Origin of the sequence: Pseudomonas sp. PIC25, from assembly GCF_002286785.1 — a bacterium.
Classification (GTDB): Bacteria; Pseudomonadota; Gammaproteobacteria; order Pseudomonadales; family Pseudomonadaceae; genus Pseudomonas_M.
This window is the reverse complement of record NZ_MUJY01000123.1, coordinates 20,736-44,839: the sequence shown is the minus strand read 5'-3', so window position 1 is coordinate 44,839 and position 24,104 is coordinate 20,736. Positions and strand designations below refer to the sequence as shown.

General features: G+C 62.0%; 21 protein-coding genes. 12 read left to right on the top strand and 9 right to left on the bottom strand.

What is annotated here, in order from left to right; all coding sequences use genetic code 11:
• Window positions 1-40: 40 nt before the first annotated feature.
• Both BZL41_RS15190 and BZL41_RS15185 read right to left on the bottom strand, forming a co-directional pair.
• Entirely contained in the window at window positions 41-799 is a 759-nt protein-coding gene (locus BZL41_RS15190) for an ABC transporter ATP-binding protein (protein WP_095600072.1), read from the bottom strand.
• 1 nt (window position 800) lies between these two features.
• On the bottom strand, window positions 801-1,556 hold the full coding sequence (locus BZL41_RS15185; RefSeq protein WP_095600071.1) for an ABC transporter permease: 756 nt from the start codon (window positions 1,554-1,556) through the stop codon (window positions 801-803).
• A 72-nt stretch (window positions 1,557-1,628) separates the two neighbouring features.
• Here BZL41_RS15185 and BZL41_RS15180 point away from each other — a divergent pair, with 72 nt between their 5' ends.
• From BZL41_RS15180 to BZL41_RS15155, 6 genes are read left to right on the top strand one after another with little or no spacing between them, the layout of a single operon-like run.
• On the top strand, window positions 1,629-2,420 hold the full coding sequence (locus BZL41_RS15180; RefSeq protein ID WP_256578164.1) for a sulfotransferase family protein: 792 nt from the start codon (window positions 1,629-1,631) through the stop codon (window positions 2,418-2,420).
• A gap of 13 nt (window positions 2,421-2,433) precedes the next feature.
• Window positions 2,434-3,357, top strand: a complete 924-nt coding sequence (locus tag BZL41_RS15175) for a glycosyltransferase family 2 protein (protein WP_095600070.1) — start codon at window positions 2,434-2,436, stop codon at window positions 3,355-3,357.
• Entirely contained in the window at window positions 3,354-4,340 is a 987-nt protein-coding gene (locus BZL41_RS15170) for a glycosyltransferase (RefSeq protein ID WP_095600069.1), read from the top strand. The genes BZL41_RS15175 and BZL41_RS15170 overlap by 4 nt, the downstream gene beginning before the upstream one ends.
• Window positions 4,337-5,413 (top strand): acyltransferase, encoded by a 1,077-nt coding sequence (locus tag BZL41_RS15165; RefSeq protein WP_095600068.1) that lies wholly within the window; start codon window positions 4,337-4,339, stop codon window positions 5,411-5,413. The genes BZL41_RS15170 and BZL41_RS15165 overlap by 4 nt, the downstream gene beginning before the upstream one ends.
• An 18-nt stretch (window positions 5,414-5,431) precedes the next feature.
• Window positions 5,432-6,199, top strand: coding sequence for a class I SAM-dependent methyltransferase (locus tag BZL41_RS15160; protein WP_095600067.1), 768 nt, complete (start codon window positions 5,432-5,434; stop codon window positions 6,197-6,199).
• A 5-nt stretch (window positions 6,200-6,204) separates the two neighbouring features.
• Entirely contained in the window at window positions 6,205-7,356 is a 1,152-nt protein-coding gene (locus BZL41_RS15155; RefSeq protein WP_095600066.1) for an acyltransferase, read from the top strand.
• On the opposite strand, the gene BZL41_RS15150 is transcribed toward BZL41_RS15155, so the two are convergent.
• A complete protein-coding gene (locus BZL41_RS15150) occupies window positions 7,350-8,144 on the bottom strand; it encodes a 2OG-Fe(II) oxygenase (RefSeq protein ID WP_095600065.1) in 795 nt (264 codons plus the stop codon). The genes BZL41_RS15155 and BZL41_RS15150 overlap by 7 nt on opposite strands.
• 139 nt (window positions 8,145-8,283) lie before the next feature.
• Here BZL41_RS15150 and BZL41_RS15145 point away from each other — a divergent pair, with 139 nt between their 5' ends.
• Complete coding sequence (locus BZL41_RS15145; protein ID WP_256578163.1) at window positions 8,284-10,053, top strand: sulfatase-like hydrolase/transferase; 1,770 nt, start codon at window positions 8,284-8,286, stop codon at window positions 10,051-10,053.
• Between the two features lie 65 nt (window positions 10,054-10,118).
• Here BZL41_RS15145 and BZL41_RS15140 read toward each other — a convergent pair whose 3' ends face one another.
• The 6 genes from BZL41_RS15140 to BZL41_RS15115 form a co-directional block, all read right to left on the bottom strand.
• On the bottom strand, window positions 10,119-11,558 hold the full coding sequence (locus tag BZL41_RS15140) for an NAD(P)(+) transhydrogenase (Re/Si-specific) subunit beta (protein WP_095600063.1): 1,440 nt from the start codon (window positions 11,556-11,558) through the stop codon (window positions 10,119-10,121).
• A 2-nt stretch (window positions 11,559-11,560) separates the two neighbouring features.
• Window positions 11,561-11,875, bottom strand: a complete 315-nt coding sequence (locus BZL41_RS15135; protein WP_095600062.1) for an NAD(P) transhydrogenase subunit alpha — start codon at window positions 11,873-11,875, stop codon at window positions 11,561-11,563.
• 10 nt (window positions 11,876-11,885) lie between these two features.
• Window positions 11,886-13,007 carry a Re/Si-specific NAD(P)(+) transhydrogenase subunit alpha gene (locus BZL41_RS15130; RefSeq protein WP_095600061.1) on the bottom strand — a complete coding sequence of 374 codons (1,122 nt, stop codon included), beginning with the start codon at window positions 13,005-13,007 and terminating at the stop codon, window positions 11,886-11,888.
• Between the two features lie 466 nt (window positions 13,008-13,473).
• Complete coding sequence (locus tag BZL41_RS15125) at window positions 13,474-16,035, bottom strand: LuxR C-terminal-related transcriptional regulator (protein WP_095600060.1); 2,562 nt, start codon at window positions 16,033-16,035, stop codon at window positions 13,474-13,476.
• A gap of 130 nt (window positions 16,036-16,165) precedes the next feature.
• Window positions 16,166-17,536: a DUF1329 domain-containing protein gene (locus BZL41_RS15120; RefSeq protein ID WP_095600059.1), complete on the bottom strand. Its 1,371-nt coding sequence runs from the start codon at window positions 17,534-17,536 to the stop codon at window positions 16,166-16,168.
• 26 nt (window positions 17,537-17,562) lie between these two features.
• On the bottom strand, window positions 17,563-19,335 hold the full coding sequence (locus BZL41_RS15115) for a DUF1302 domain-containing protein (RefSeq protein ID WP_095600058.1): 1,773 nt from the start codon (window positions 19,333-19,335) through the stop codon (window positions 17,563-17,565).
• A gap of 428 nt (window positions 19,336-19,763) precedes the next feature.
• On the opposite strand from BZL41_RS15115, the gene gspE reads away from it, so the two are divergent.
• The 5 genes from gspE to gspI all read left to right on the top strand — a co-directional run bounded on the left by gspE (window position 19,764) and on the right by gspI (window position 24,101).
• Window positions 19,764-21,284, top strand: coding sequence for a type II secretion system ATPase GspE (gene gspE, locus BZL41_RS15110; RefSeq protein WP_095600057.1), 1,521 nt, complete (start codon window positions 19,764-19,766; stop codon window positions 21,282-21,284).
• Between the two features lie 97 nt (window positions 21,285-21,381).
• Window positions 21,382-22,596 carry a GspF family T2SS innner membrane protein variant XcpS gene (xcpS, locus tag BZL41_RS15105; protein WP_095600056.1) on the top strand — a complete coding sequence of 405 codons (1,215 nt, stop codon included), beginning with the start codon at window positions 21,382-21,384 and terminating at the stop codon, window positions 22,594-22,596.
• A gap of 4 nt (window positions 22,597-22,600) precedes the next feature.
• Complete coding sequence (gene gspG / locus BZL41_RS15100) at window positions 22,601-23,029, top strand: type II secretion system major pseudopilin GspG (RefSeq protein ID WP_095600055.1); 429 nt, start codon at window positions 22,601-22,603, stop codon at window positions 23,027-23,029.
• Window positions 23,029-23,697 (top strand): type II secretion system minor pseudopilin GspH, encoded by a 669-nt coding sequence (gene gspH / locus BZL41_RS15095; protein ID WP_095600054.1) that lies wholly within the window; start codon window positions 23,029-23,031, stop codon window positions 23,695-23,697. Before gspG ends, gspH begins: the two co-directional genes overlap by 1 nt.
• Window positions 23,694-24,101, top strand: coding sequence for a type II secretion system minor pseudopilin GspI (gspI, locus tag BZL41_RS15090; RefSeq protein ID WP_095600053.1), 408 nt, complete (start codon window positions 23,694-23,696; stop codon window positions 24,099-24,101). Before gspH ends, gspI begins: the two co-directional genes overlap by 4 nt.
• Window positions 24,102-24,104: the final 3 nt, after the last annotated feature.

Here is a 24,104-nt window from a genome sequence, read left to right as displayed (position 1 = left end):
TGTTGTTGTTATCGAGCGTTCGTCGAAAAAAGACGTTCCGCTAGAGCGCAGCGGCCTTGCGGGCGGCTGCGCGCTTCTGCGCCTGTTCATCCCGGACAGCGATGCGGATGGTCTCCAGGTAGCCCTGGATAACCGTCTCGGCTTTGCCGCAAATGATGCTTTTGCCTTCATGGATCCAGAGCACCCGGTCGCAGAGCGAGCGGATGGCATCCATGCTGTGAGAAACCAGAACGACAGTTTTGTTCGACTTGATCTTTTCCTTCATCGCATCGTGCGATTTGTCCTTGAAGTTCTGGTCGCCGACGCCGAGGACTTCATCGATCAGCAGGATGTCTGGATCGGCGTGTATCGCGACGGCGAATCCCAGGCGGGCACGCATGCCAGTCGAGTAGGTACCCACCGGGCGCTCGAAGAAATCCCCCAACTCGCTGAACTGGCAAATATCGTCGGTCAGCGCCTTGATCCGTTGCAGGCTGAGTCCGAGCAGCAGCCCACTGATGATGGCGTTTTCCCGTCCCGATAGCTCCGGCTTGAAGCCGACGTTAAGGGCTAGCAGGCTGGCCCTCATATGCGGATGACGCCAGAGGTGGCCACGGTCAGGTTCGATGATTCCGGCGATGAGGCGCAGCAATGTGCTCTTGCCTGCTCCGTTGGCACCGATGACACCCAATGTTTCTCCGGCATGCAGGGTGAAGCTGGCATCCTGCAGGGCCCAGAATTTCTCATATCTGAGCAAGCCGGTGCGCTGGCGGTACGAGACCCCTAGGTTATGTGCATTGAAAATGATGCGGCCGCTCATATCAGATCATCATCTTCGGGTAGCGCCGCTCGTTGCGGCGGATCGTGAAGAGGGCGGCCAGTAGCATCGGCGTTCCCACTATCCATACATAGCCCAGCCTGCTCCAGTCCGGCCAGTGATTATGCAGTAGCGCAGCCCGGTAGGATTCGATCAGCAGGACCATGGGGTTCAGCTCGAAAAGCGGGCGCATGGACATCGGCAAGCTGTCTGCACTGAAGAAAATCCCTGACATGAACATCAGCAGCATCATCAGGTTATCCACCACCTGCTTGAAATCCTGGGCGAACGGGATGATCGCCGCTAGCAGCAGGCCGAGGGACACGATGAGAAAAAGTTGCGTCAGAATGATCGGCAGCAGGCCGAGCCAGTGCCAGGAGGGCCTTTTACCGATGAGCAGGAGAAAAGCGAGCAAAAGGAGCAGAACGATGAGGAACTTGAACGTGTTGCCGAGTATCTGAATCAGCGCGAGTAGGCTCTTGGGTACGAAAATCTGCTGGATCAACCCGGAGTTGCCTGTGATCGAGATGCTCGCCTGGCGTACCGACCCGTCGAACCACTTCCAGGCGATCATGCCGCAAAGCAGGAAAGGCACATAGTCAGGGCCGCCTTGACGCAAGGCCAAGCCAAAGACAATGTAGAAGACGGCCATGTACATGACCGGCTCGATGATCCACCAGAGAAAGCCCAGGAATCGCCTGGCGATCTCGGTGCGAAGGTCGCTGTATACCCCGTAGAAGAGTAAATCCCGGTAGTTCATTTTTATTTTCTGCCGGATTGAAAATCTGTCTTTATTTAAACACAATGCTGCATGTTCAATGCAAGATCGTGTTTGATCTTGCATGATCGAAATGCCAAAGAAAAACTACAAGAGGCTTTCATGCGGTTCATTCGTACTTTGTTCTCGCGTGCTCCTGCCTTCAGAGCGGCTGGAGATGGCATCGGTTCCCCCTTGATGGTGGTAGGGATGCACCGCAGCGGCACCAGTTTTCTGACCGGCTCCCTGCAGCAGGCGGGGCTGGAGCTGGGCAAGCACAGCGCATGGAATCCCCACAACCTCAAGGGCAATCGGGAAAACGAGGACATCGTTGCGTTTCACGATACGGTGCTTCATGACAGAGGATATGCCTGGGATAACCCGCCGGAGCAGGAGATCGTCTGGACGGCAGACGAACGGCAGCGGGCTCGGGCACTTATCGACAGTTACAAGGGAGTAGCCCGCTGGGGCTTCAAGGACCCTCGAGCGCTTTTGTTGGTCGAGGGCTGGCGGGCACTTTTGCCTATGCTGGGTTTCGTCGGCATTTTTCGCCATCCGACAGCTGTCGCCCAGTCGCTGGCGGCGCGTGGCGGTATGCCGGAGGCGCAGGCATTCGCCCTATGGCGAGCCTATAACGTTCGCCTGTTACGCCTTTACCAACAACAGCCCTTCCCTTTGCTGTGCTTCGATGAGGACGAATCCGTCCTGCACCGGAAACTCGATGAGGTTCTACGGGAGTTAGACCTCGCGCCCCTGACGGAGGAGCGCTTCTTCAGCGCCGAACTCAAGCATCACGGCCGTCTGGAAAAAAGCCTTCCCGTCGAACTGGATGCGATCTACCAGGAGCTTCGTTCCTGCGCCCGCTGAAAGGATGCCTGTCATGCCGTTGTTTCGTCGCAAACCGCTGCTTTCGATCGTCGTCATCGTTTATAAGATGCCCGAGCAGGCGGACAAGACTCTGCTTTCGCTGAGCCCGGCCTATCAACAGGGGATTCGCGAGCAGGATTACGAAGTGATCGTGGTGGAAAACCACTCGGATCGTTTGCTTGGGGCTGAGCGGGCCACCCGGCACGCCGACAATGTTCGTTACTATCACCGCCACGAAACCCAGCGCACCCCAGTGCACGCCATCAACTTCGGGGCTGCGCAGGCGAGGGGGCGATACGTAGCCATCATGATCGACGGCGCCCGCATGCTATCTCCCGGTGTGCTGCGCCATACGCTCTCGGCATTCAAGGCCGATCCCGAAGCCGCAGTCTCGGCGCCTGGTTACCATATCGGCCATAAGCTGCAGCAGGTCGCAGTGAATGAAGGCTATGACGAAACCGTAGAAGCAGGTCTTCTGCAGAGTATTTCCTGGCCAGAGGATGGGTATCGTCTGTTCGATATCGCCGTGCTGAGCGGCTCCTGCCAGGGCGGCTTCTTTCAGGCCAATTACGAAAGTAACTTCATCGCCATGCCGGTGAAGAAATGGAAGGCGCTTGGCGGTGTCGATTCGCGTTATGACGACTTCGGCGGCGGCAATGCCAACCTCGATCTGTACAAGCGCTTACTCGAATACCCGAATACGCCGTTTTACATGTTGTTCGGCGAGGGCTCCTTCCATCAATTCCACGGTGGCGTGACCACTGGGACACGAAAGGAGGAGCGTGACCGGATATACAGGGCCCTGGACGATCAGGATCGTGCCCTGCGCGGCGACAACCGTACACCGCCGACGGTGCGGCCGATTCTCTACGGTACGCCCCATCCCAGCGTCTATCGTTTCATCCGCCACTCTCTCGACAAGGTGTTGCCGCAATGACGCGTCCGTTGCTGTCGGTGATCGTCATCGTTTATGACATGCCACGCCAGGCGTTGAACACGCTGCGTAGTTTGGCGCCGGATTATCAGGAAGATGTCGCGGCGGAAGAGTACGAAGTCATCGTGGTGGAGAACCGTTCCCAGCGGAACATGGATATGCGCGCGATCGAGGCTCTGCCGGGTAACTTCCGCTATTTCCTGCGTGACGATCCGGGAGTGTCGCCGGCGGCTGCGATCAACTTCGGATTCGCTCAGGCGAAGGGGGTACAAGTTGGGCTGATGATCGACGGTGCCCGGATGGTGAGCCCCGGTGTTCTGCATTACGCCCTGTTGGCCCAGCGTATCTCTGCTGACGCACTGGTTGTAGTGCCTGGCTACCACCTGGGTGAGCATGAACAGCAATTTCATCTCACCCACGGCTATACGGAGGAGAAGGAGCAGGCGATGCTGGATGAGATCGACTGGCATGGTAACGGCTACAGGCTCTTTGATATTTCCTGCCTCAGTGGCGCCAATCCCAACGGAATCTTCCACCCGTTCATGGAGTGCAATTGCCTGTTCATGGCCGCCGATGTCTTTCGCGACATCGGCCAGGCTGACGAGCGCTTCGATCTGCCTGGTGGAGGGGCGTTGAATCTCTACATTTATCGCCAGGCTGCAATGCACCCGCGGACTCGCTCGTTCATGCTGGCCGGGGAAGGGTCCTTTCACCAGTTGCACGGGGGGGTGACGACCTCTGAGGTTGTGCAGCGCGACGCTATCCTTCGACGGCAGAGCGAGCAGTTGAATGCACTGCTGGGGCAGCCTTTCCGCTCTCCCACCGTCGAGCCGATTCTGTTGGGCAAAGTGAAAGGCCCCGCTCTGCGCTACTTGCAGCACTCGGTAGAGCGTGGATTGCATCGGCTCAGGCGTTGTGCCGAACGCAACGAGGACATGTACGCCGATGAGCAGCAGAAGCTGCGTATGCGCCAGGCGATCGAATGATTCATAACGGGCGCGTCAAGGGGCTCGATGGCCTGCGAGGGGTCGCGATCCTGCTGGTGCTGGTTTATCACACCTGGACGGAGAGCAGCGGTCTGGCCACGTTGGGAGAGGGGCCATTCTTTCTTTCCTTGCTGTACGCGGGCAGCACTGGCGTGACTCTGTTCTTTGCGCTTAGTGGTTTCCTTGTGGGGAGGCCCTTCATCGAAGCGATACGAGAGCGCCGCCCATTGCCGTCGCTTGGACGATACGCATCGCAGCGGGCCCTGCGTATTTTGCCGACCTACTACACCATTGCCTTGATCGGTGTGCTGCTGACTGCTCGTTACGATCAGCTTGTCCCAGCTTTAACCTTGACGGCCAGGGCTTATGATGTCGGTCAGTTCAGTACCGTCTGGTGGAGCCTGGGAACCGAGGTCCAGTTTTATGTACTTCTCCCCCTGGTTTGCCTGCTCATGGCCCGGCTGCCAGGTATCGCAGGTATCCTCGTCCTAGCGGTGGTCTCGGGGTTCGTCTACTGGAGTGTCGTTACCAAGGTTTGGTCGGGTATCGATGTGGGATTCGAGACCCAGTACCGGTTGATTCTCTCCGTGCTGGGCCAATTGCCGGCGTTCCTGGCGGGTATCGTAGTTTTCCTCTGCCTTCCCTCGGGGGGCGTTCGTCTATCCGAGCCCCTGGCTCGACTGCTGACAGCTGTGATGCTCGTCGGGTTGATGGTCGTTCTCCTTCCCGTCGCTCAGATCGGGCCCCGCAGCTATATCTGGGTAACTCCCTGGTATGTCGTGCCGGAGTCGTTGGTCTGGGGAGCGATTATGTGGATTGCCGTCACGCGTACCGGCGAAGCCGAGACGCTGCTGGATAACCAGCTCACTCGTTACTTTGGAAAGATTTCCTTTTCTCTCTATCTAGTGCACATGCCGGTCATCCATGGAGTCATGGATCATACGGACCTGCCGCTGGGGATCACCGTTGCGTTGGCCCTGGCTTTTTCCCTGCTTGCTGCGTATCTGCTCCACAGGTTCGTGGAGTCTCCCCTCCTATCTCTGAAACGCAAGCTGACGCCGGTGCCGGCTTGAATACTCGAGGAAACCACCATGACTCTCGTCTACATGCCGCCGTCGATTCGCCATTTTGAACCATTGCACATGGTGTTCAGCACCTGGGTCGATCACTTGCCGTTCGGTTATGACTTGGTCGCAGCGCTGCGCCCCCGGCTTCTGGTCGAGCTGGGTACACACAAAGGCCTGTCCTATTTCACTTTCTGCCAGGCGATGAAGGAGCAGGAAATCGACGGGCTTTGCTACGCCGTAGATACCTTTGAGGGGGACTCTCATACCGACAAATACGATGAGTCGGTCTTCACGATGGTGAACAATCACAATCGTCAGCACTACCACGGTTTTTCTTATTTGATGCGGATGTTCTTCAACGATGCGCTCCGCCATTTCAGCGAAGACAGCATCGATCTGCTGCATATCGATGGTTTTCATACCTATGAGGCAGTCAGCGAGGACTTTGCCAACTGGTATCCGAAGGTAAAGCCGGGCGGCATCATTCTTTTCCACGACGTACAGGCCCGCCTGCAGGATTTCGGTGCCTGGAAGTTCTGGGAAGAGATACGTGGCCACCACGAAACGTTCACGTTCAATCACGGGTTCGGACTTGGCGTACTGCGCAAGCTGGGGGGGGATCGCAGTGCGGACCCGGAAGTGTTGAAGTTGCTCTTCGGGAACGGTGAAGAAGAGGCGGCTTCGCTGCGTGCCTTCTATGTCCATGCCAGCAAACATCTGGAGAACATGCGAAAGCTGAAGCGTCTGCAGGGACAGGCGCAGGGCCAAGGGCAGGCCAAGGCAGCGAGCTGAGCTCGATGGGACACGGAGTTCCCGAGGGGCTGCGCCGGCCTGCCAGCTATCTTCCGGAAATGGAGAGCTGGCGCGGCTGGGCAATCCTTCTCGTGGTGCTGTTCCATTATCTTGGCATTCTTGCTGGCGGCTCTCCGCTCCTGAACGGCGAGGCACCGCTCTGGCTGAGCTGGATCGCAGCAGGCAACACCGGTGTGACCCTGTTCTTCGTCCTGAGTGGCTTTCTGCTGTCTCGCCCGTTCATCGATGGTCTGAGACAAGGGGAGCCTATCGATCTCGTTGGGTTTTTTAGCGCGCGCATCCTGCGTATCGTGCCGCTCTATTACTTGGTTGTACTGCTGGCCTGGGGCGTTACGGCCAATAGTGAAGCATTGAAGGCTCTTCTGTTCATTCCCATTGGCTTTGGAGCATTTCCATTCAGTGTGCCCTGGTGGTCGCTGTGTACCGAGGCGCAGTTCTACCTGGTGCTGCCTTTGGTGTTCTGGTTATTGCGACAGCATGGGGGGCAGTGGCTGTTCATGGTGCTGCTGGTCGTCTGGCTCCTGCTGCAGGTCTATTTCTTCCATCTGCCTGGTTGGCTGGCACCGAACAATGGATGGGAAAGTTCTCTGTTCGGCCGTGGGGCCGCGTTCTTGCTGGGAGGAGTGTTCGCCTGGTTCTCTCGGACGCCCGGTTTTGCCTGGCTATCCCGGTCGAGGCTGGCGATCAACCTGCTCTTCTTCGTGGCGCTGGGTGCCCTGCTCACATTGCTGGCGTGGTACGGGGAAACCGGGCAGCGTCAGGCACTGATGCGTTTTCCGCTCTATCACCATGCTGAGGCGATGCTGTGGGGGCTGCTGCTGTTGGCGTCGCTGAGCCCGGTGCTGTTGTGCAAACGCTTGTTCATCAACGGTCCCGCCAGGCATCTGGGCACGATTTCCTATTCGCTTTACCTGGTCCATGTGCCGGTCCAGTTCTACCTGATCTATCCGCAAGTCGGCGGAGCCGGTCAGCGGGCTGAGTTGCTGCAGTCCGGCGTCGTGTGGGCCGTATGCCTCAGCGCGTTGATGGCCTGGCTACTGGCGTTGCTGAGTTACCACTGCATCGAGCGGCCCTTCCTGCGGCTCAAGGCGAGACTGCCACAACGGGAAAAATCGATGGCACTGGCGAGTCAGTAGGGCACGTCGCGCCAGTCCGTGGCGAATACCGGATCGGCTTCCCCTTCGGGGCGGCCATTGGTGTAGAAGTACAGGGCTATCGATTTTCGATAGATGCTTTCGGGACAGGTCAGTGGGCGAGGGTGGCCATGGAAGGAATTGGCAGTGGTGCTGAAGATTACGCAACGGTTGAGAAGCGGCAGGACCCGTTGTGGCGGGCCTTTCATATCCTTGTCCCAGAGTTCGAGATGGCCGCCGTATTCTTCCGGCCAGTCCTGGTTCAGGTAAAGGAGGAAGTTGAGTCGGCGGTCCAGGCCAAATTCACGGTGAATGGTGAAGTCCGCATGGACCTTCAGGAAACCGCCGGTACCTATCTGGTGAATGCCTGCTCCGCGCAGGTTGGGGTCAGGGATCAGATTGGAAATGCCACTGAGAGTGGTAAGGAAATCAAGGAAATAATGAGAGTTCAGTTCCCAGAACAGTTGCCGGTAGGTCGGCGGCATGCGCAGGCTGTCGCGGATGTTGCGCTTGTCCTTTTGCACGTAGTCGCCACTCGTCTTGTCCCGGTGGGTGGCGTCATTCCATACCGGGAGACTCTGATCGTAAGGATATTCCGCCAAGAGACGTTGCACGGTCGGCTGCGGCAGGAAATCGTCGATGACGATATGAGGGAAGGGCTCATTGGTCCGGTAGATTTGGCCCAGTTCCACGGCGGCTGCGCGCAATGCATCGTAGTCGACCAACAGTCCAGAGGGGGCCGGTTCCATGCCCTGGCTGCCTGATAGCTTCGGAAAGTTCGCCCCATTCATTCGCCAGGGTTCCTTCTAGATGAGAGATCCGTTTTATTGTGATCGTGGTGTGTGTTTCCGCCTCGCACTGCTCGGCATTCTGCTGTGTATGGCTTGCTCAGGCAATGCGGCCGAGGCGCACAGGAGGCCGAATATTCTGTTGATCCTGGTCGATGATCTGGGCAACAACGATATCGCCAGTTGGGGAGATGGCAAGGCGCCAACGCCCGTGCTGGATGCGTTCAGTCGAAGTGCTGTACGGCTGCGCCGGCATTACACGGATAGCACCTGCTCGCCCAGCCGGGCCAGTCTGATCACGGGGCGTCATCCGGTGAGCCTGGGCTTCCAGGCCGATGGGCTGGGTCTTTCTCCAGATCTGGATACCTTGCCCAAGAGTCTGAAAGCGCTGGGTTATCGAACCTTGCACGTGGGTAAATGGCATGTCGGCGAAGCATTGGAATATGACGAAATCCAGCCTGGCCATCAGGGCTTCGATTACTGGTTCGGCATGCTCAATCACTTTGTGCTGCAGGGACCGGGCCCCGATGGGCGCCTGCTGCGCCGGCAACCGACACACATCGACCCCTGGCTGCAGGACAACGGTGCAGCACCGGTTCAGCACCACGGCTATCTGGACGACATCCTCACCGACAAGGCCGTCGAGCTGGTAAAGGCAGGTGCGGGCGAGGCCCCGTGGTTCATCAACCTCTGGTTGTTCTCGCCACATACGCCTTACCAGCCGAATCCAGTCTTCAGCCGGCATTTCCCGGATACGCCGGAGGGTCGCTACTTCGCTATTCTCAGCGAGCTCGACAACAATGTGGCGCGCTTGCTGGCGGCGCTCGAGGAAAGCGGTCAGGCGCAGAATACGATTGTGCTTTTTGCCAGCGACAATGGTGGTGCCAATATCGATCGGGATAACAACTATCCGCTGATCGGAAAGAAGGGGACCTATACCGAAGGAGGGGTACGCACGCCGCTGCTGCTGCGTTGGCCGGGGCAGTACGAGGACAAGGACATCCTGGAGCCGACGGTATTTATGGATCTGTATCCGACGCTGGTATCCCTGGCGGGCGGCAAGCCACCTGCTGGTCTGGCGGGGCGTGATCTACGGCCTCTGCTGGAGGGAGGAAGTTTGCCCGGCCTCAGTGCTCTCTATTGGGCGGGTGACAGCGGTGGTGTCTTGGGGATGACCTATTCCGCTCATCTGCTGAACGAGGGCCGGTTCTTTTATCGGGAGCCACTGGGAGAGCTGCGTAGTGGCCTTGTCACTCCGGCGATTACCGGACAAGAACCCGAAAAGCGGACAGTTCAGGCGGTCGACAGGTCTCACGCCGGTACCCTTATTCGGGAGTGGGAGTGGCAGGTCCGCCCCGTTCCGTTGACCTGGGAGGCAGCTGCTCAAGGGCGGCCGGGAAAGCTGACCGGGCGAGATTTCCAGCGAGCCCCGGTATTCGGCGGATATAGTATGGGCTTCTCGTTGCGAGACGTACGCTTGGCCGACACCGCACAGACCCTGCTGGATCAGCCCGGTGTATGGGGCGTGCGCTTGCTTCCGGGTGGCCGATTTGAAGTTCGTCATGGCGATGTCGTACAGGTCAGCGAGCCGATACAGCCGCACGGGCGTTGTGACAGCCTGGTGGTCAGTGTCCATATTAAGGCGACAAGCACCTTCCCCTTTCCCGGCCCTGCCACGACCCGCCTACTTCTCTACTGGGACGGCCGGCCTGTATTGGATAGCGCCCAGGTGCTGGGGCGACCCGATACGGCAAAGGACTTGGCCAGCCCGACTTATGTCGGAGCGGGCGCCGATGGGAGAGAGCCGTTTCTCGGTGCGCCACTGGGCCAGCCGCTCGTAATCAACAAGCAACTGCTACCCGAGCAGGAGGGGCTCAACCTGGGCGACATGCTTGAACGGTTGTGTCGCTGAGCGACACCGGAAAAGAGAAAACCCGGCCTGAGCCGGGTTTTCTCTAGCGCCATGCAACCACGTGCTTATTCCACGGCCTTGACCATATCCTCGATGACTTTCTTGGCGTCGCCGAAGACCATCATGGTCTTATCCAGGTAGAACAGCTCGTTGTCCAGACCGGCGTAGCCGCTGGCCATGGAGCGCTTGTTGACGATCACGGTCTTGGCCTTGTAGGCCTCGAGGATCGGCATGCCGGCGATGGGCGACTTCGGATCGTTCTTGGCTGCCGGGTTGACCACGTCGTTGGCGCCGAGCACCAGCACCACGTCGGCCTGGCCGAACTCGGAGTTGATGTCTTCCATCTCGAATACCTGCTCGTAGGGCACTTCGGCCTCGGCGAGAAGGACGTTCATGTGGCCCGGCATCCGTCCGGCAACCGGGTGGATGGCGTACTTCACGGTCACCCCGCGGTGGGTGAGTTTTTCCGAGAGTTCCATCAGGGCATGCTGCGCGCGGGCCACCGCCAGGCCGTAGCCGGGAACGATGATCACGGTGTCGGCGTTGGTCAGCAGGAAGGCCGCGTCGTCGGCGGAGCCGGACTTCACCGGGCGCTGTTCCTTGCTGCCACCCGTTGCGGCGCCGGCATCCGCGTCGGCACCGAAGCCGCCAAGGATGACGTTGAAGAACGAACGGTTCATCGCCTTGCACATGATGTAGGAGAGGATCGCGCCCGAGGAGCCGACCAGCGAGCCGGCGATGATCAGCATCGAGTTGTTCAGCGAGAAGCCGATGCCGGCCGCCGCCCATCCCGAATAGCTGTTCAGCATCGATACCACCACCGGCATGTCGGCACCGCCGATCGGGATGATGATCAGCACGCCGATGACGAAGGCCAGTGCCACCAACAGGGCGAAGGCGCTGACGTTACCAGTGAAGGTGTAGACCAGGCCGAGGCCGACGATGGCCAGGCCAACCGCCAGGTTGACCAGATGCTGCCCCTTGAAGACCACCGGGGCGCCCTGGAACAGGCGGAACTTGTACTTTCCGGACAGCTTGCCGAAGGCGATCACCGAGCCGGAGAAGGTGATGGCGCCGATGGCCGCGCCGAGGAACAGTTCCAGGCGGTTGCCGGCTGGGATCGGTGTGGTCATGTCGGACACGATGCCCAGCGACTGCGGCTCGACCACCGCGGCGATGGCGATGAACACCGCGGCCAGGCCGATCATGCTGTGCATGAAGGCGACCAATTCCGGCATCTTGGTCATCTCGACGCGCTTGGCCATGATCGAACCGGCAGTGCCGCCAATCAGCAGGCCAACGATGACGAAGCCGATGCCGGTGGTGGCGATCTCGGCGCCCAGCTTGAAGATCAGGCCGATGGTGGTGAGCACGGCGATGGCCATGCCGATCATGCCGAAGACATTGCCGCGCCGCGAACTGGTCGGGTGCGACAGGCCTTTCAGCGCCTGGATGAAGCACACCGAGGCGACGAGGTAGAGAACAGTGATCAGGTTCATGCTCATGGTCAGTGCTTCTCCGCCGGCGCCTTCGGCGCTTTCTTCTTGAACATTTCCAGCATGCGTCGGGTGACCAGGAAGCCACCGAAGACGTTGACTGCAGCCAAGGCCACGGCCAGGGTGCCCATGACTTTGCCCAGCGGGGTCACGGTGAGGGCGGCGGCCAGCATGGCGCCGACGATCACGATGGCGGAGATGGCGTTGGTCACGGCCATCAGCGGGGTGTGCAGCGCGGGGGTGACGTTCCATACCACGTGGTAGCCGACATAGATGGCCAGCACGAAGATGATCAGGTTGTAGATACCGTCGGAAATCAGGTCCATGTCGCGCCCCTTAGCCGTTCTTGCGGACGACCTGGCCGTCGCGGCACATCAGGCACGCGGCGACGATGTCGTCTTCCAGGTTGAGGTGGAACTGGCCTTCCTTGTCGATGACCAGCTTGAGGAAGTCCAGCAGGTTGCGTGCGTAGAGGGCGGAGGCATCCGCCGGTACCAGCGCGGCCAGGTTGGTGTGGCCGACGAGGGTCACGCCGTGCTTGACCACCACCTTGTCGGCTTCGGTCAACGGACAGTTGCCGCCCTGGGCGGCAGCGAGGTCGATGACCACCGAACCGGGCTTCATCTCCTGCACGGTGGCTTCGTGCAGCAGGGTCGGTGCCTTGCGGCCGGGAATCAGCGCGGTGGTGATGACGATGTCGGACTGCTTGGCGCGTTCGTGCACCGCCTTGGCCTGGCGCTCCATCCACGAGGCGGGCATCGGCCGGGCATAGCCGCCGACGCCCTGGGCGCACTCGCGCTCCTCGTCGGTCTCGAACGGCACGTCGACGAACTTGGCGCCGAGGGACTCGATCTGCTCCTTCACCGCCGGGCGCACGTCCGAAGCCTCGATCACCGCGCCCAGGCGCTTGGCCGTGGCGATGGCCTGCAGGCCGGCCACACCGGCGCCGAGGATCAGCACGCGGGCGGCCTTCACGGTGCCGGCGGCGGTCATCAGCATCGGCATGAAGCGCGGATAGTGGTTGGCCGCCAGCATCACGGCCTTGTAGCCGGCGATGTTGGCCTGGGACGACAGTACGTCCAGGCTCTGCGCGCGCGAGGTGCGCGGCGCGGCCTCGAGGGCGAAGGCGATGATGCCGCGCTGGGCCATCCGGGCGATGTTGTCATTATCGAAGGGGTTGAGCATGCCGAGCAGTACCGCGCCGGGCTTCATCTGCGCCAGCTCGGTCTCGGAAGGGGCGACCACCTTCAGCACCAGATCGGCGCCGAGGGCGTCGGCGTCGCTACCGATTTCCGCGCCAATGGCCTGATAGGCCGCATCCGGCAGGCTGGCAGCAAGGCCGGCGCCGCTTTGCACGGTGACCCGATGGCCTTGGCCAATCAGTTTCTTCACCGTTTCCGGAGTCGCGGCCACCCGCGTCTCGCCGACGTGTGTTTCGAGAGGAACACCGATGTGCACTTCGTATTCTCCTGCGTGATCTTTATCGTTTTTTCGAGGTAACCAGGGCACTACGGATGGTGACCTGGGGACTGCTGATCGGCAGAGGATCCCGCGCGGCAACGCTCAGGTCGGCGAGGGGCGGGGCATTTTGCAGTCGAACCGCAAGGCCTTCAAGAAGTTCTGAAGTACAACTACGGAATAACTACAAGTCATCAACTGACCAGCCATTCTAGGAAACTCAGCCAAACGGCGCCCGGACTGGGACCACGGGACTTCGCAGAGGTTTAATTACGGGCGTCACATCCTTTGCATGAATGAGACGCCATCACAGTATTTCCCTCTTTGGGACGGCATGGATGCTGGCAAAAGGAACCTCTCTGCGTCTGGAAATGGCGCAAAGGGATATCGCGCTGACGCTGAACGAGGTAAAGCTGTAGCTGATCTAGTTATTGACTACGGGGTCAGCATCGTAGCGGTTGCCCGTTCATCTGAGCAAGCCCAGGGCCTTGGCTCGCATGATCGCCTGGGTCCGGCGCTTCACGCCGAGCTTGCTGTTGATCTTCTTGGTATGGGTTTTCACGGTATTCACGGAAATGAACAGGTAGTTGCCGATTTCCTGGTTGGAAAAGCCTTCGGCCAGGAGTTGCAGCACGGCCTGTTCACGTTGACTGAGCAGCGTGCTGGCGGGGGGCGCTGCCGACAGATCGGGTGCGGCGTGTCGTGCAATCGGGTCCTCCGTAATGGCGGCCACCCCCGAGAGCAACCCGTACCAGCCATGTTCGAGCGCTTCTTCACGCGCCTGCTGCTCGAGTGTCGCTGCCGTTTCACGATGCAGGCTGCGCGAGACATCGGCCAGGGCGAGTTGCGTGTCGCAGGCCAGCAGGTTGAAGTGCCGCTGCCGGCTTTTTTCCAGCACGGCCAGGAGCTGCCGTTCGGCCTCTTCCAGGCGGCCTTCCGCATGCAGGCTGCGCGCATGCAGCAGTTGGCTGTTCAATGACAGCGCGGGATAGTCCGGCGGCGCCAGCCAGGGGTTCGGTTCGTCGAAGTAGCGCTGGATGCGCTCGGCGATCGGACCGATGCGTTCCCAGCGCCCCTGGCGGGCCAGCACGCGCATGCTCTGTACCAGTTGTGCGCCGCGGTAGCAGTAACGCCAGACCTGGCCGCAATGCATCTGCCGTTCAGCTTCGCGCAGATGGAGGAAGGCGTCGTCGAAATCGCCGCGTTGCGAGCAGAGCTCGGCCAGCGTGAGGTAGCCGTGCAGGGCGAAAGGATCGGCGCAGTCGATGGCCTGGCGCAGGCCGGTTCGCAGAGGGGGCTCGGCGTCCTCGGGCCGTCCTTGCAGCAGATGCAGTTCGGCTTCCAGCAGATGCAGGCGGCCGAGCAGCATGGAGTCTTCGGTCTGGCGGCGACCGAGCAGGGCGAAGCTCTGTTGCAGCAGGTGATGCGCACGCGATAGCTCGCCCCGCAGCAGCAGCAGGCGAAGGCGATCCAGGTTGAGCAGGGTCTCGAACAACAGGCTGCCCTGGCGTCGCGCCAGTTCCAGTGCGACGCGCAGGATATCGACGGCATTGTCCGGCTCGTTCCCGGCCATGCTGATGTGGGCGAGTGCCGAGTAGCAGAGCAGCTTGGGCATCCACTCTTCATCCGGCAATGCCGTGAGTGCCGCCTGGCAATGCTGGCGGGCAGCATCGCCGGGATCGCCGCGCAGCGCCAACAGACAGCCTCGCAATGCTTGCCAGTTGGCCAGCAGCTTGTGGTTACGGCGAGCGTCCGGCTGCGGCAGGAAGCGCGCCAGTTTGGCGATGCATGGGTCGGCCTCTTCCAGCCGCCAGCTCAACAGCAGCGCCCAGGCATTCAGGCTGAGCAGGCGCGGCGTGCTTTCCAGCAGTTCGGTCGGCAACCGCTCGCGCCAGGCGAGCAGATGGGCGAGGTGTTGCTCGCCGGCCAGCCATTCCTGGCTGAGGCGTTCCAGATAGGCCGCCGCCACTTCGGGCTGGCCGGCGCACAGGGCCTGTTCGACCGCTTCCTCGACCAACCCGGCGGAGACGAACAACCGGCACGCCCGCAGGTGCAGCTGAGTCGCGGCGGCAGGCGTGAGGCGATCACGCAGGACCTGGGCCACCGCGGGTAGCAGGCGGTACCAGTGCCCCTGCTCGTCCAGCGACTGAAAGAATGCATGGCGCCGCAGCAGTTGTTCGAACAGCCGGGCGCCTTCGCCTTCTTCCCAGAGTTGCTGGCAAAGTTCGATGGAAACTTTCGGCAGGTGAGCCAGGGCATAGAGGCATTCCCGTTCATCCGGGCCCAGGCGTTGCAGCAGCTCGTGCTCCAGATAGTCACGCAGCCAATGGCCACTGCCATGCGTGCCCACGCCAGCCTGGGAGCCGTGCTGGGACAGTAACAGGCGTACACCGGCGCACCAGCCGGCGGTTTCCGTCCAGAGCTGGTCGCGCTGTTCCGGGGCGGTATGCGGGGCCAGGTGTTGGATCAGCCGTTCCAGTTCGTCGCGGTCGAATGCCAGGTCGGCGCTGTCCAGCTCCAGCAGTTCGCCAGCGAGCAGCAGGCGCGGCAGGTTCCAGTCCGGGCGTTGGCGCGTGCTGACCAGCAGGTGCAACCCATCCAGGGGCTGACTCAGGAGCAGATCGATGCAGGCGTCGAGTTCGGGGCTCGGGTGGGCGGGGTAGTCGTCGAGTACCAGCCAGATCGGCTGGTCGCGCTGGCTGAACAGTTGGAGCAGGGCCTGCCCGGGAGGCAGGGCGGGAATCTGTTCGCTCAGCGCCGTGACGACGCGCAGCAGCAGTTGTTCGGTACTGAGGGGCTGGCCGGCGAGACCGAGCCAGATGATCTGCTCATGGGCCGGACGTTCCCGAAGAAATTCGCCGATCAGTACGCTCTTGCCGAAGCCCGCCGGCGCGCACAGCAGGCGCAGCCGGCAATCCTCATCCCGGAGTCGCCCGATCAGGCGCGGGCGGGGCTGATGGGCAGGTGGTAGCCGCGGAACACTGAGCACGAGCGGAGCGATGCCGTTTGCGGAGCGAGCCTGGGGCATGGCGGTTCTCTCGATTGTTGTTATGGGCGAACCGTAGCGAATCGAGACTAGCCCCCTCACCCGTGAGGGTGAAGGAGCATCGTCGAGACTGATACGGCGTCATAACAGGATCGAGGAACCGCCGTCGCCGTCAGCGGACCCCGGCGTTGCGCAGGGCGGCTGGGGTGTAGTCGGCAGCCGAGGCCTGGAAGCCGAACTCGATGCCGCGTTTCTCCTCGTTCTTCATACCCAGGGCGATGTAGCGGCCGGCGATGATGTCGTACAGCGCTTCGAGGGTGTAGGTGGCCACCTGGCGTTGGAAGTGGTAGCTGGCGTGCCCTTCGCCGACCCGCCAGAGCTGGCCGCGGCCATCATAGTGATCGGCCAGGGCGATCTGCCAACTGTCCTCGTCGAAGAACAGGTGGCGCTTGGCATAGATGTGCCGCTCGCCGTTCTTGACCGTCGCCTCGACCTCCCAGACGCGGTGCAGCTCGTACCGGGTCAGGTCCTGGTTGATGTGGCCGGCCTTGATCACGTCGTCGTATTTCAGGCTGGGCGAGTCCAGCTTGAAGCTGTTGTAGGGGATGTACATTTCCCGCTTGCCCACCAGCTTCCAGTCATAGCGGTCCGGCGCACCGGAGAACATGTCGAAGTTGTCCGAAGTGCGCATGCCGTCGGCTGCGGTGCCGGGGCCGTCGTAGGCCACTTGCGGGGCCCGCCGCACACGGCGCTGGCCGGCGTTGTAGATCCACGCCAAGCGCGGCTCCTTGACCTGGTCGATGGTCTCGTGGACCAGCAGGACGTTGCCGGCCAGGCGCGCCGGGGCGGTCACCCGCTGCTTGAAGTACAGCAGGACGTTGGCGGCCTTTTGCGGATCGAGGTCCTTCATCTCGGTGGGAAACGCCACTTCGTCCTCGAAGTGCACCAGGGTGTAGGAACCGCCGGTCTGCGGCGTGGCCTGGGTGATCAGGCGCCGGGCGTTACCGCCGCGGTAACGGGTGATGTGGTTCCACACCACTTCGATACCGTTCTTCGGAATCGGGAAGGCGTAATAGCGGCTGTCGGCGAAGTTGGACAGGCCGTTGCCGCCGTCCACCGGCTGGGTGCTCACCGCGCTCTTCTTTGCCGCGTCGTAGATCGCCTGGGGCGCGGCGACGCTGCGGTGGGTCTTGTAGACGGGAATCTTGTAGGTACCGGCGTAGCGCTTGAACATCGCCAATTGGCCGGGGGAGAGCTTGTCCTTGTACTGCTCGACGTTGGCGGCGGTGATGGTGAACAGTGGCTGCTCGTCGGCGAAGGGATCGGCGAGGAAACCCCTGGCATCCACTGCGGCGGCGTCGGTGGGCAGGCCGCCGGTCCACTCGGGGATGCTGCCGTCGGCGTTGCCGGCCTTCTCGGCGCCCAGCGGGGTGAGGGTGGTGCCCAACTGGTTGGCTTCGTCCGGCGAAACCGCGGCCATCACCGCGCTGGCCATCAGGGACAGCGCCAGGGCGCCGTACTGCAGGATTCGTTTGCTGCTCATCGTTTTCAAGTCCTTAATCCGGGCGCTTAGAAGTTGACGCCGAAGCTGAGCGCGACGAAGTCGCGGTCGGTGGTCGGGTTGTAATGCCCGCCGAAGAAGTCGGTGTAGCTGAGGCTGGCGGTGTAGGTGTTCTGGTAGTCGGCGTTGAGGCCGACGCTGATCGCCTTGGAGCCTTCGTTGAAGTTCGGCCCGTAGCCGTCCACGTCATGGGACCAGGCCAGGTTCGGCGACAGGTTGATGCCGGCGATCACGTTGCTGTAGTCCAGGCTGGCGCGCAGGCGGTAACCCCAGGAGCTGCGGGTGTAGAAGCCATCGTCGTTGCACTCGTGCGGGTTGGCCGCGTTGAAGGCTTCGCAGAGGCCCGGCGCGAGGAACTCCCCGGCGCCATAGATCGGGTCGCGGCCGAAGCGCACTTCGCCGACGTCGTCGCTGATCCCGCTGATGTGGTTGTAGCCCACCTCGCCTACCAGGCTCAGGCGGCTGGCGCCCAGTACCTGATCGATGAAATGCACCGCGCTGATCTGCGCTTGGGTCACCGGCCGGCGCTCGTAGCCGTGGATGTCGGCACCGCTGACGTTGTCCGAATCACCGCCGATGAACACCGGTGCAACCGGCAGGCCGAGGGCGGCGAAGGACAGGTCGGTGGAGTTGATCTGCAGCGGCATGTTCGGCCGGTAGCTGATCTCGCCGGACACCGAGGTGCCGCCGATATTGGTCTGGAAGCTCAGGCCGTAGAGGCGAATGTCTTCCGGGTACTCGATGAAGTAACCGGCGTTCGGCGCGCCGGGGATGAAGGCCGGGCTGGGCGTGGTGGTGCGGATGGTGCTGAATACCGGCGAGCGGCTGTGGTAGTTCATGGCATAGAGGCCGAACTCCGTATCGTTCAGCGCTTCGGAGAACCAGCGCAGGGCGATGCCGAACTGGCCGCCGTCGCGGGCGTCGCGGTCGCCGGCGCGGGGAATATAGATGTTGTTGCCGGTCAGCGGGCCGGTGTTGTTCGACTCGCCCGGGGGCAGGTCGTTACCGGCCACCACCAGGCGGTCCTCGCAGCCGTCGGCGACCACGTCGGAGGTGGAGAAGAAGGTACCGCAGTTGTCCACCACGGTCTGGTCCCACTCCAGCTGATAGAAGGCTTCCACGCTCAGACTGTCGGTGAGGCTTTGCGACAGGTAAAGCATGTTCACCGGGATCAGGCCTTCCTTGATTTCCGCGCCGGGGCGGCGGAACGCGGCGGCATCGATCGGGTTGATCGAGTTGATGCTGTTGCCGATGAAGGTGCTTTCGCCCCAGCTCACCACCTGCTTGCCGACGCGGACGCTGCCGGGCAGGTCGCCGAGGCTGTAGTTGTAATAGACGAAGGCATCGAGCAACTGCGCGCCGGAGGATTTCGCCCCTTCCTTGCGGTTGTGGTCGTCGATGTCATAGAACATCCGGTGTTCGTCCTTCAGCTCGAAGTCATACCAGTACTTGCCGCGCAGGAAGACACCGACATCGCGATATTTCAGCTCGAGATCGTGGGTGCCCTTGAAGATTTTCGAGAAGGTCTCGCCTTTCTTGAAGTTCAGGCGGCCATCGTCGGAGGTGCGCGACGAGGCGGTACCGCCGCTGGCCGTGGAGATGAAATCCTTGTCCGGCGCGCGCACCGCCCAGCTGGCGCCCACCGATAGTTGCGAGTCGAACTGGCCTTCGATTTCCCCGATGTTGAACGAAACGGCGTGGGCCTGGGCGCTGCAGCCCAGAGCAACGGCGGCGGCCAGCGTATGCGGCCGGAAGATTCCGCGCATTGTTCTTGTTGTCATGCGGCTCTCCTGAGAGGTTTGAACGAGCCCTCATCCTAATCAGCCGGAACAGCGCCCATAACTGCCTGAAGGGGCGATTTGCGGGGTCACCCGTTGGGGTGAGACAGGGGCGGAAATGTCAGGCAGGACGCGGGAAAAGGCGGGTTGAAGTGGGCGTTCGGGAGGGGTGAGTCGGAGGTTTCGTTACCGATGGGGGCGGACTGTGGCCCGGGTCCCGATGGCGATTGCGCGTCGCGCGGACGGTCGGGTGCGTTCGTCGGAGCGCGGCGCCCGGCCGTGATGGCTATATGAAATATGAGACCGATGGCCGAGCACGGTGATCGGGGCTTACGGTATAAAGCCTGTTGACCCGCTCTTTCATATGCGGTTTAAACCTTGTCTGGCCGCATTTCGCGCTCTCTAGGCTCTGTTTATAACGGAACTCTCCCATGTCATCTGCCGACCTCGCCGATCTGGATGCCGCTATGGCCGAGCCGGCGGCATTTCGCCGTCTGCCTTTCGCTTTCGCCCGACGCCATGGGGTCCTGCTGCGCCAGCGGGACGGCCGGCCGCAGTTGTGCGCCCGTGAGGGGGCGGCGCTGACTGCGCTGCAGGAGGCACAGCGCTTCGCCGGTGAACGCCTGCCGATCGGCTGGCTGGAGGCGGCGGAATTCGAGCAGGTGCTGGGGGCTACCTACCAGCACGACTCTTCTGCCGCGATGCAGATGGTCCAGGGGCTGGGCTCGGACATGGACTTGGCCAGTCTGGCGGACCAAGTGCCGGAAACCGAGGACCTGCTGGAGCAGGAGGACGACGCACCGATCATCCGCCTGATCAACGCGATTCTCGGCGAAGCGATCAAGGAGAATGCGTCCGATATCCACGTGGAAACCTTCGAAAAGCGCTTGGTGATCCGCTTCCGCATCGACGGTGTGCTGCGCGAAGTGGTGCAGCCCAAGCGCGAGCTGGCGGCGCTGCTGGTGTCGCGTATCAAGGTCATGGCCAAGCTGGATATCGCCGAGAAGCGTGTCCCGCAGGACGGCCGGATTTCCCTGCGAGTCGGCGGCCGGGAGGTGGATATCCGTGTGTCCACCCTGCCGTCGGCCAACGGCGAACGGGTGGTGCTGCGTCTGCTCGATAAACAGGCCGGGCGCCTGACCCTGACCCACCTGGGCATGAGCACGCGGGATCGCCAACTGATGCAGGAAACGGTGCAGAAACCCCACGGCATCATCCTGGTTACCGGCCCGACCGGCTCGGGCAAGACCACCACGCTGTACGCCAGCCTGGTCACCCTGAACAACGGTACGCGCAACATCCTCACCGTCGAGGACCCCATCGAATATCACCTCGAAGGCATCGGCCAGACCCAGGTCAACTCCAAGGTCGACATGACCTTCGCCCGCGGCCTGCGCGCCATCCTGCGCCAGGACCCGGACGTGGTGATGGTCGGCGAGATCCGCGACCAGGAAACCGCCGAGATCGCCGTGCAGGCCTCGCTGACCGGTCACCTGGTGCTTTCCACCCTGCACACCAACAGTGCCATCGGCGCGGTCACCCGTCTGGTGGATATGGGCGTGGAGCCTTTTCTGCTTTCATCCTCCCTGCTCGGGGTGCTCGCCCAGCGACTGGTGCGGGTGCTGTGCCCGGCGTGCAAGCAGCCCTACCTGGCGGATGCGGCGGAATGCGCGATGCTCAACGTAGAGCCGGAAAGCCCGCCGCCGACGCTCTACCATGCCAAGGGCTGCGACGAGTGCCGCAACCTCGGCTATCGTGGCCGGACCGGTATCTATGAACTGGTCGTGTTCGACGAAACGATGCGCACCCTGATCCACAATCGGGCATCGGAGCAGGAAATGACCCGCCATGCACGCTTGCTCGGGCCGAGCATTCGCGATGATGGCATGCGCAAGGTTCGCGAAGGGGTGACCACCCTGGAGGAAGTGTTGCGGGTAACCAGGGAAGAATGAGCATGCGGAACGATTCAGCGATCCCCTTCATCCATAAACAGCGGCATGCCTGCGACCGCCGTTTCTTTGCCACGGAAGCCGGGAGCGGTGTTCGCTGATGGCTGCGTTCGAATACATCGCCATCGACCCCAAGGGGCGCCAGCACAAGGGTTTGCTGGAGGCCGACAGCCCGCGCCAGGCACGCCAGCTCCTGCGCGAGAAGCAGTGGTCGCCGCTGGAGGTGAAGCAGGCCAAGGCCCGGGAAGAACGCGGTAGCGGTGGTTTCAGCTTCGGCCATGGCTTGTCCGCCCGCGACCTGGCGCTGGTCACTCGTCAACTGGCGACACTCGTCAGCGCGGCGCTGCCCATCGAGGAAGCGCTGCGCGCCGCCGCGGCGCAGTCCACATCGCAAAAGATCAAGTCCATGCTGCTCGCCGTGCGCGCCCGGGTGCTGGAAGGCCACAGCCTGGCGGCGAGCCTGAAGGAATATCCATCGGCCTTCCCTGAGCTGTACCGCGCCACCGTCGCCGCGGGCGAGCATGCCGGCCATCTCGGCCTGGTGCTGGATCAACTGGCCGACTACACCGAACAGCGCCAGCAGTCGCGGCAGAAGATTCAGCTCGCCTTGCTCTATCCGGTGATCCTGATGGTCGCCTCGCTGACCATCGTCGGCTTCCTGCTCGGCTACGTGGTGCCGGACGTGGTCAAGGTCTTCGTCAATACCGGGCAGGAACTGCCGGCGCTGACCAGCGGCCTGATCGCCGTGAGCGATGTGGTCAAGTCCTGGGGCTGGCTGATGCTGCTCGGCGCGATCGGTGGCGTGACGGCCCTGCGCATGGCCTTGCGCGAAGAAAATCTGCGCCGCCGCTGGCACGGTTTCATCCTTCGCGTGCCGTTGGTCGGCCGCTTGAACCGGGCGACCAACACCGCGCGTTTCGCCTCGACCCTGGCGATCCTGTCGCGCAGTGGCGTGCCGCTGGTGGAGGCTCTGTCCATCGCCGCGGCGGTGATCGCCAACCTGCGCATCCGCGACAAGGTGATCGAGGCGGCGCAGAAAGTGCGCGAGGGCAGCAGCCTGACCCGCGCCCTGGACGCTACTCAGGAATTTCCGCCGATGATGCTGCACATGATCGCCAGCGGCGAGAAATCCGGCGAACTCGATCAGATGCTGGCGCGCACCGCGCGCAATCAGGAAAACGATCTGGCGGCCCAGGTCGCCCTGCTGGTTGGCCTGTTCGAGCCTTTCATGCTGGTCTTCATGGGGGCGGTGGTATTGGTCATCGTTCTGGCGATACTGCTACCGATCCTTTCTCTCAACCAACTGGTGGGGTAACCGCGTGCAACGACGCAAGCAACTGGGCTTCACGCTCATCGAAATCATGGTGGTGGTGGTCATTCTGGGCATTCTCGCCGCGCTGGTGGTACCGCAGGTGATGAGCCGTCCGGACCAGGCCAAGGTCACCGTGGCCAAAGGCGACATCAAGGCCATTGCCGCCGCGCTGGACATGTACAAGCTGGACAACTTCGCCTACCCGAGCACCCAGCAGGGTCTCGAGGCGCTGGTGAAGCGCCCGTCGGGCAACCCGCAGCCGAAGAACTGGAACAAGGATGGCTACCTGAAGAAGCTGCCGGTCGATCCCTGGGGCAATGCCTATCAGTATCTGGCGCCGGGCACCCGTGGGCCGTTCGACCTGTACTCCTTCGGTGCCGACGGCAAGGAAGGGGGCTCCGACCTGGATGCCGACATCGGTAACTGGGATCTCTGATGCGCATATCCGCAGGGGCCGGCGCCACCGCGCCAGCCGTTACCGGCAGTGGCCTTCGCGGGATTGCGAACGGTCCGGTTCTTGCGGAACGCCGCCAGGATGGCTTCACCCTGATCGAATTGCTGGTGGTGATGGTGATCATCGGCAGCCTGCTCAGTCTCGCGGTGCTGTCGACGGGCAACGCCAACACCAGCCGCGAACTGCGAGACGAAGCGCAGCGGCTGTCCGGCCTGATCGCCGTACTCAGCGATGAGGCCGTGCTCGACAACCGGGAGTACGGCCTGCTGGTGCGCAGCGAAAGCTACCGGGTGTTGGCCTACGACGAGGCCAAGGGCGTGTGGGCCGCCGTGCCCGGCCAGAACGAGCACCGTATGCCGGTCTGGGCGCGCCTGGAGCTCGAACTGGAGGGCGAACCTCTCAAGCTGAGTACGCCGGTCAAGGAGAACGACGACGAACCGGGGCTCAGCCAGGATCAGGACGAAGAAAAGAAAGAGAAGGAAAAGAACGGCCCGCGCCAGCCGGAGCCGCAGCTCTTGATCCTGTCCAGTGGCGAGCTGTCGCCGTTCCGCCTGGAAATCGCCGAGCGTGAGCCCAAGGGCACCGTTTACGAACTGGTGAGCGATGGCTTCCAGATGCCCAAGGCCGAACTGGCCAAGGAGCGGCGATGAGACTCGTATTCGGCCGTCGGCTGCGAAGCGGAGGTTTCACCCTGCTGGAAGTGCTTGTCGCCCTGGCGATCTTCGCGACGGTCGCGGCGGTGGTTTTGAGTGCCGCCGGGCGCAGCCTGACCAACGCCATGCGCCTGGAAGAAAAGACCCTGGCCGGATGGATCGCCGATAACCGCATCACCGAGCTTCAGCTCGCCAACCCCTCCCCGGGCGAGGGACGGGAAAACAAGGACCTGGAATATGCCGGCCGCCGCTGGGAGACGCTGAGCGAAATCGAAGCGACCAGCGATCCGGGCATGCGCCGCGTCACCGTCTGGGTGGCGCCACGCCCCGAACGCAGTACCGGCACGCCGTTGCGCGACCGGGCCGTGGTAAGCCTTACCGGCTTCATCGGGGTGCGCTGATGG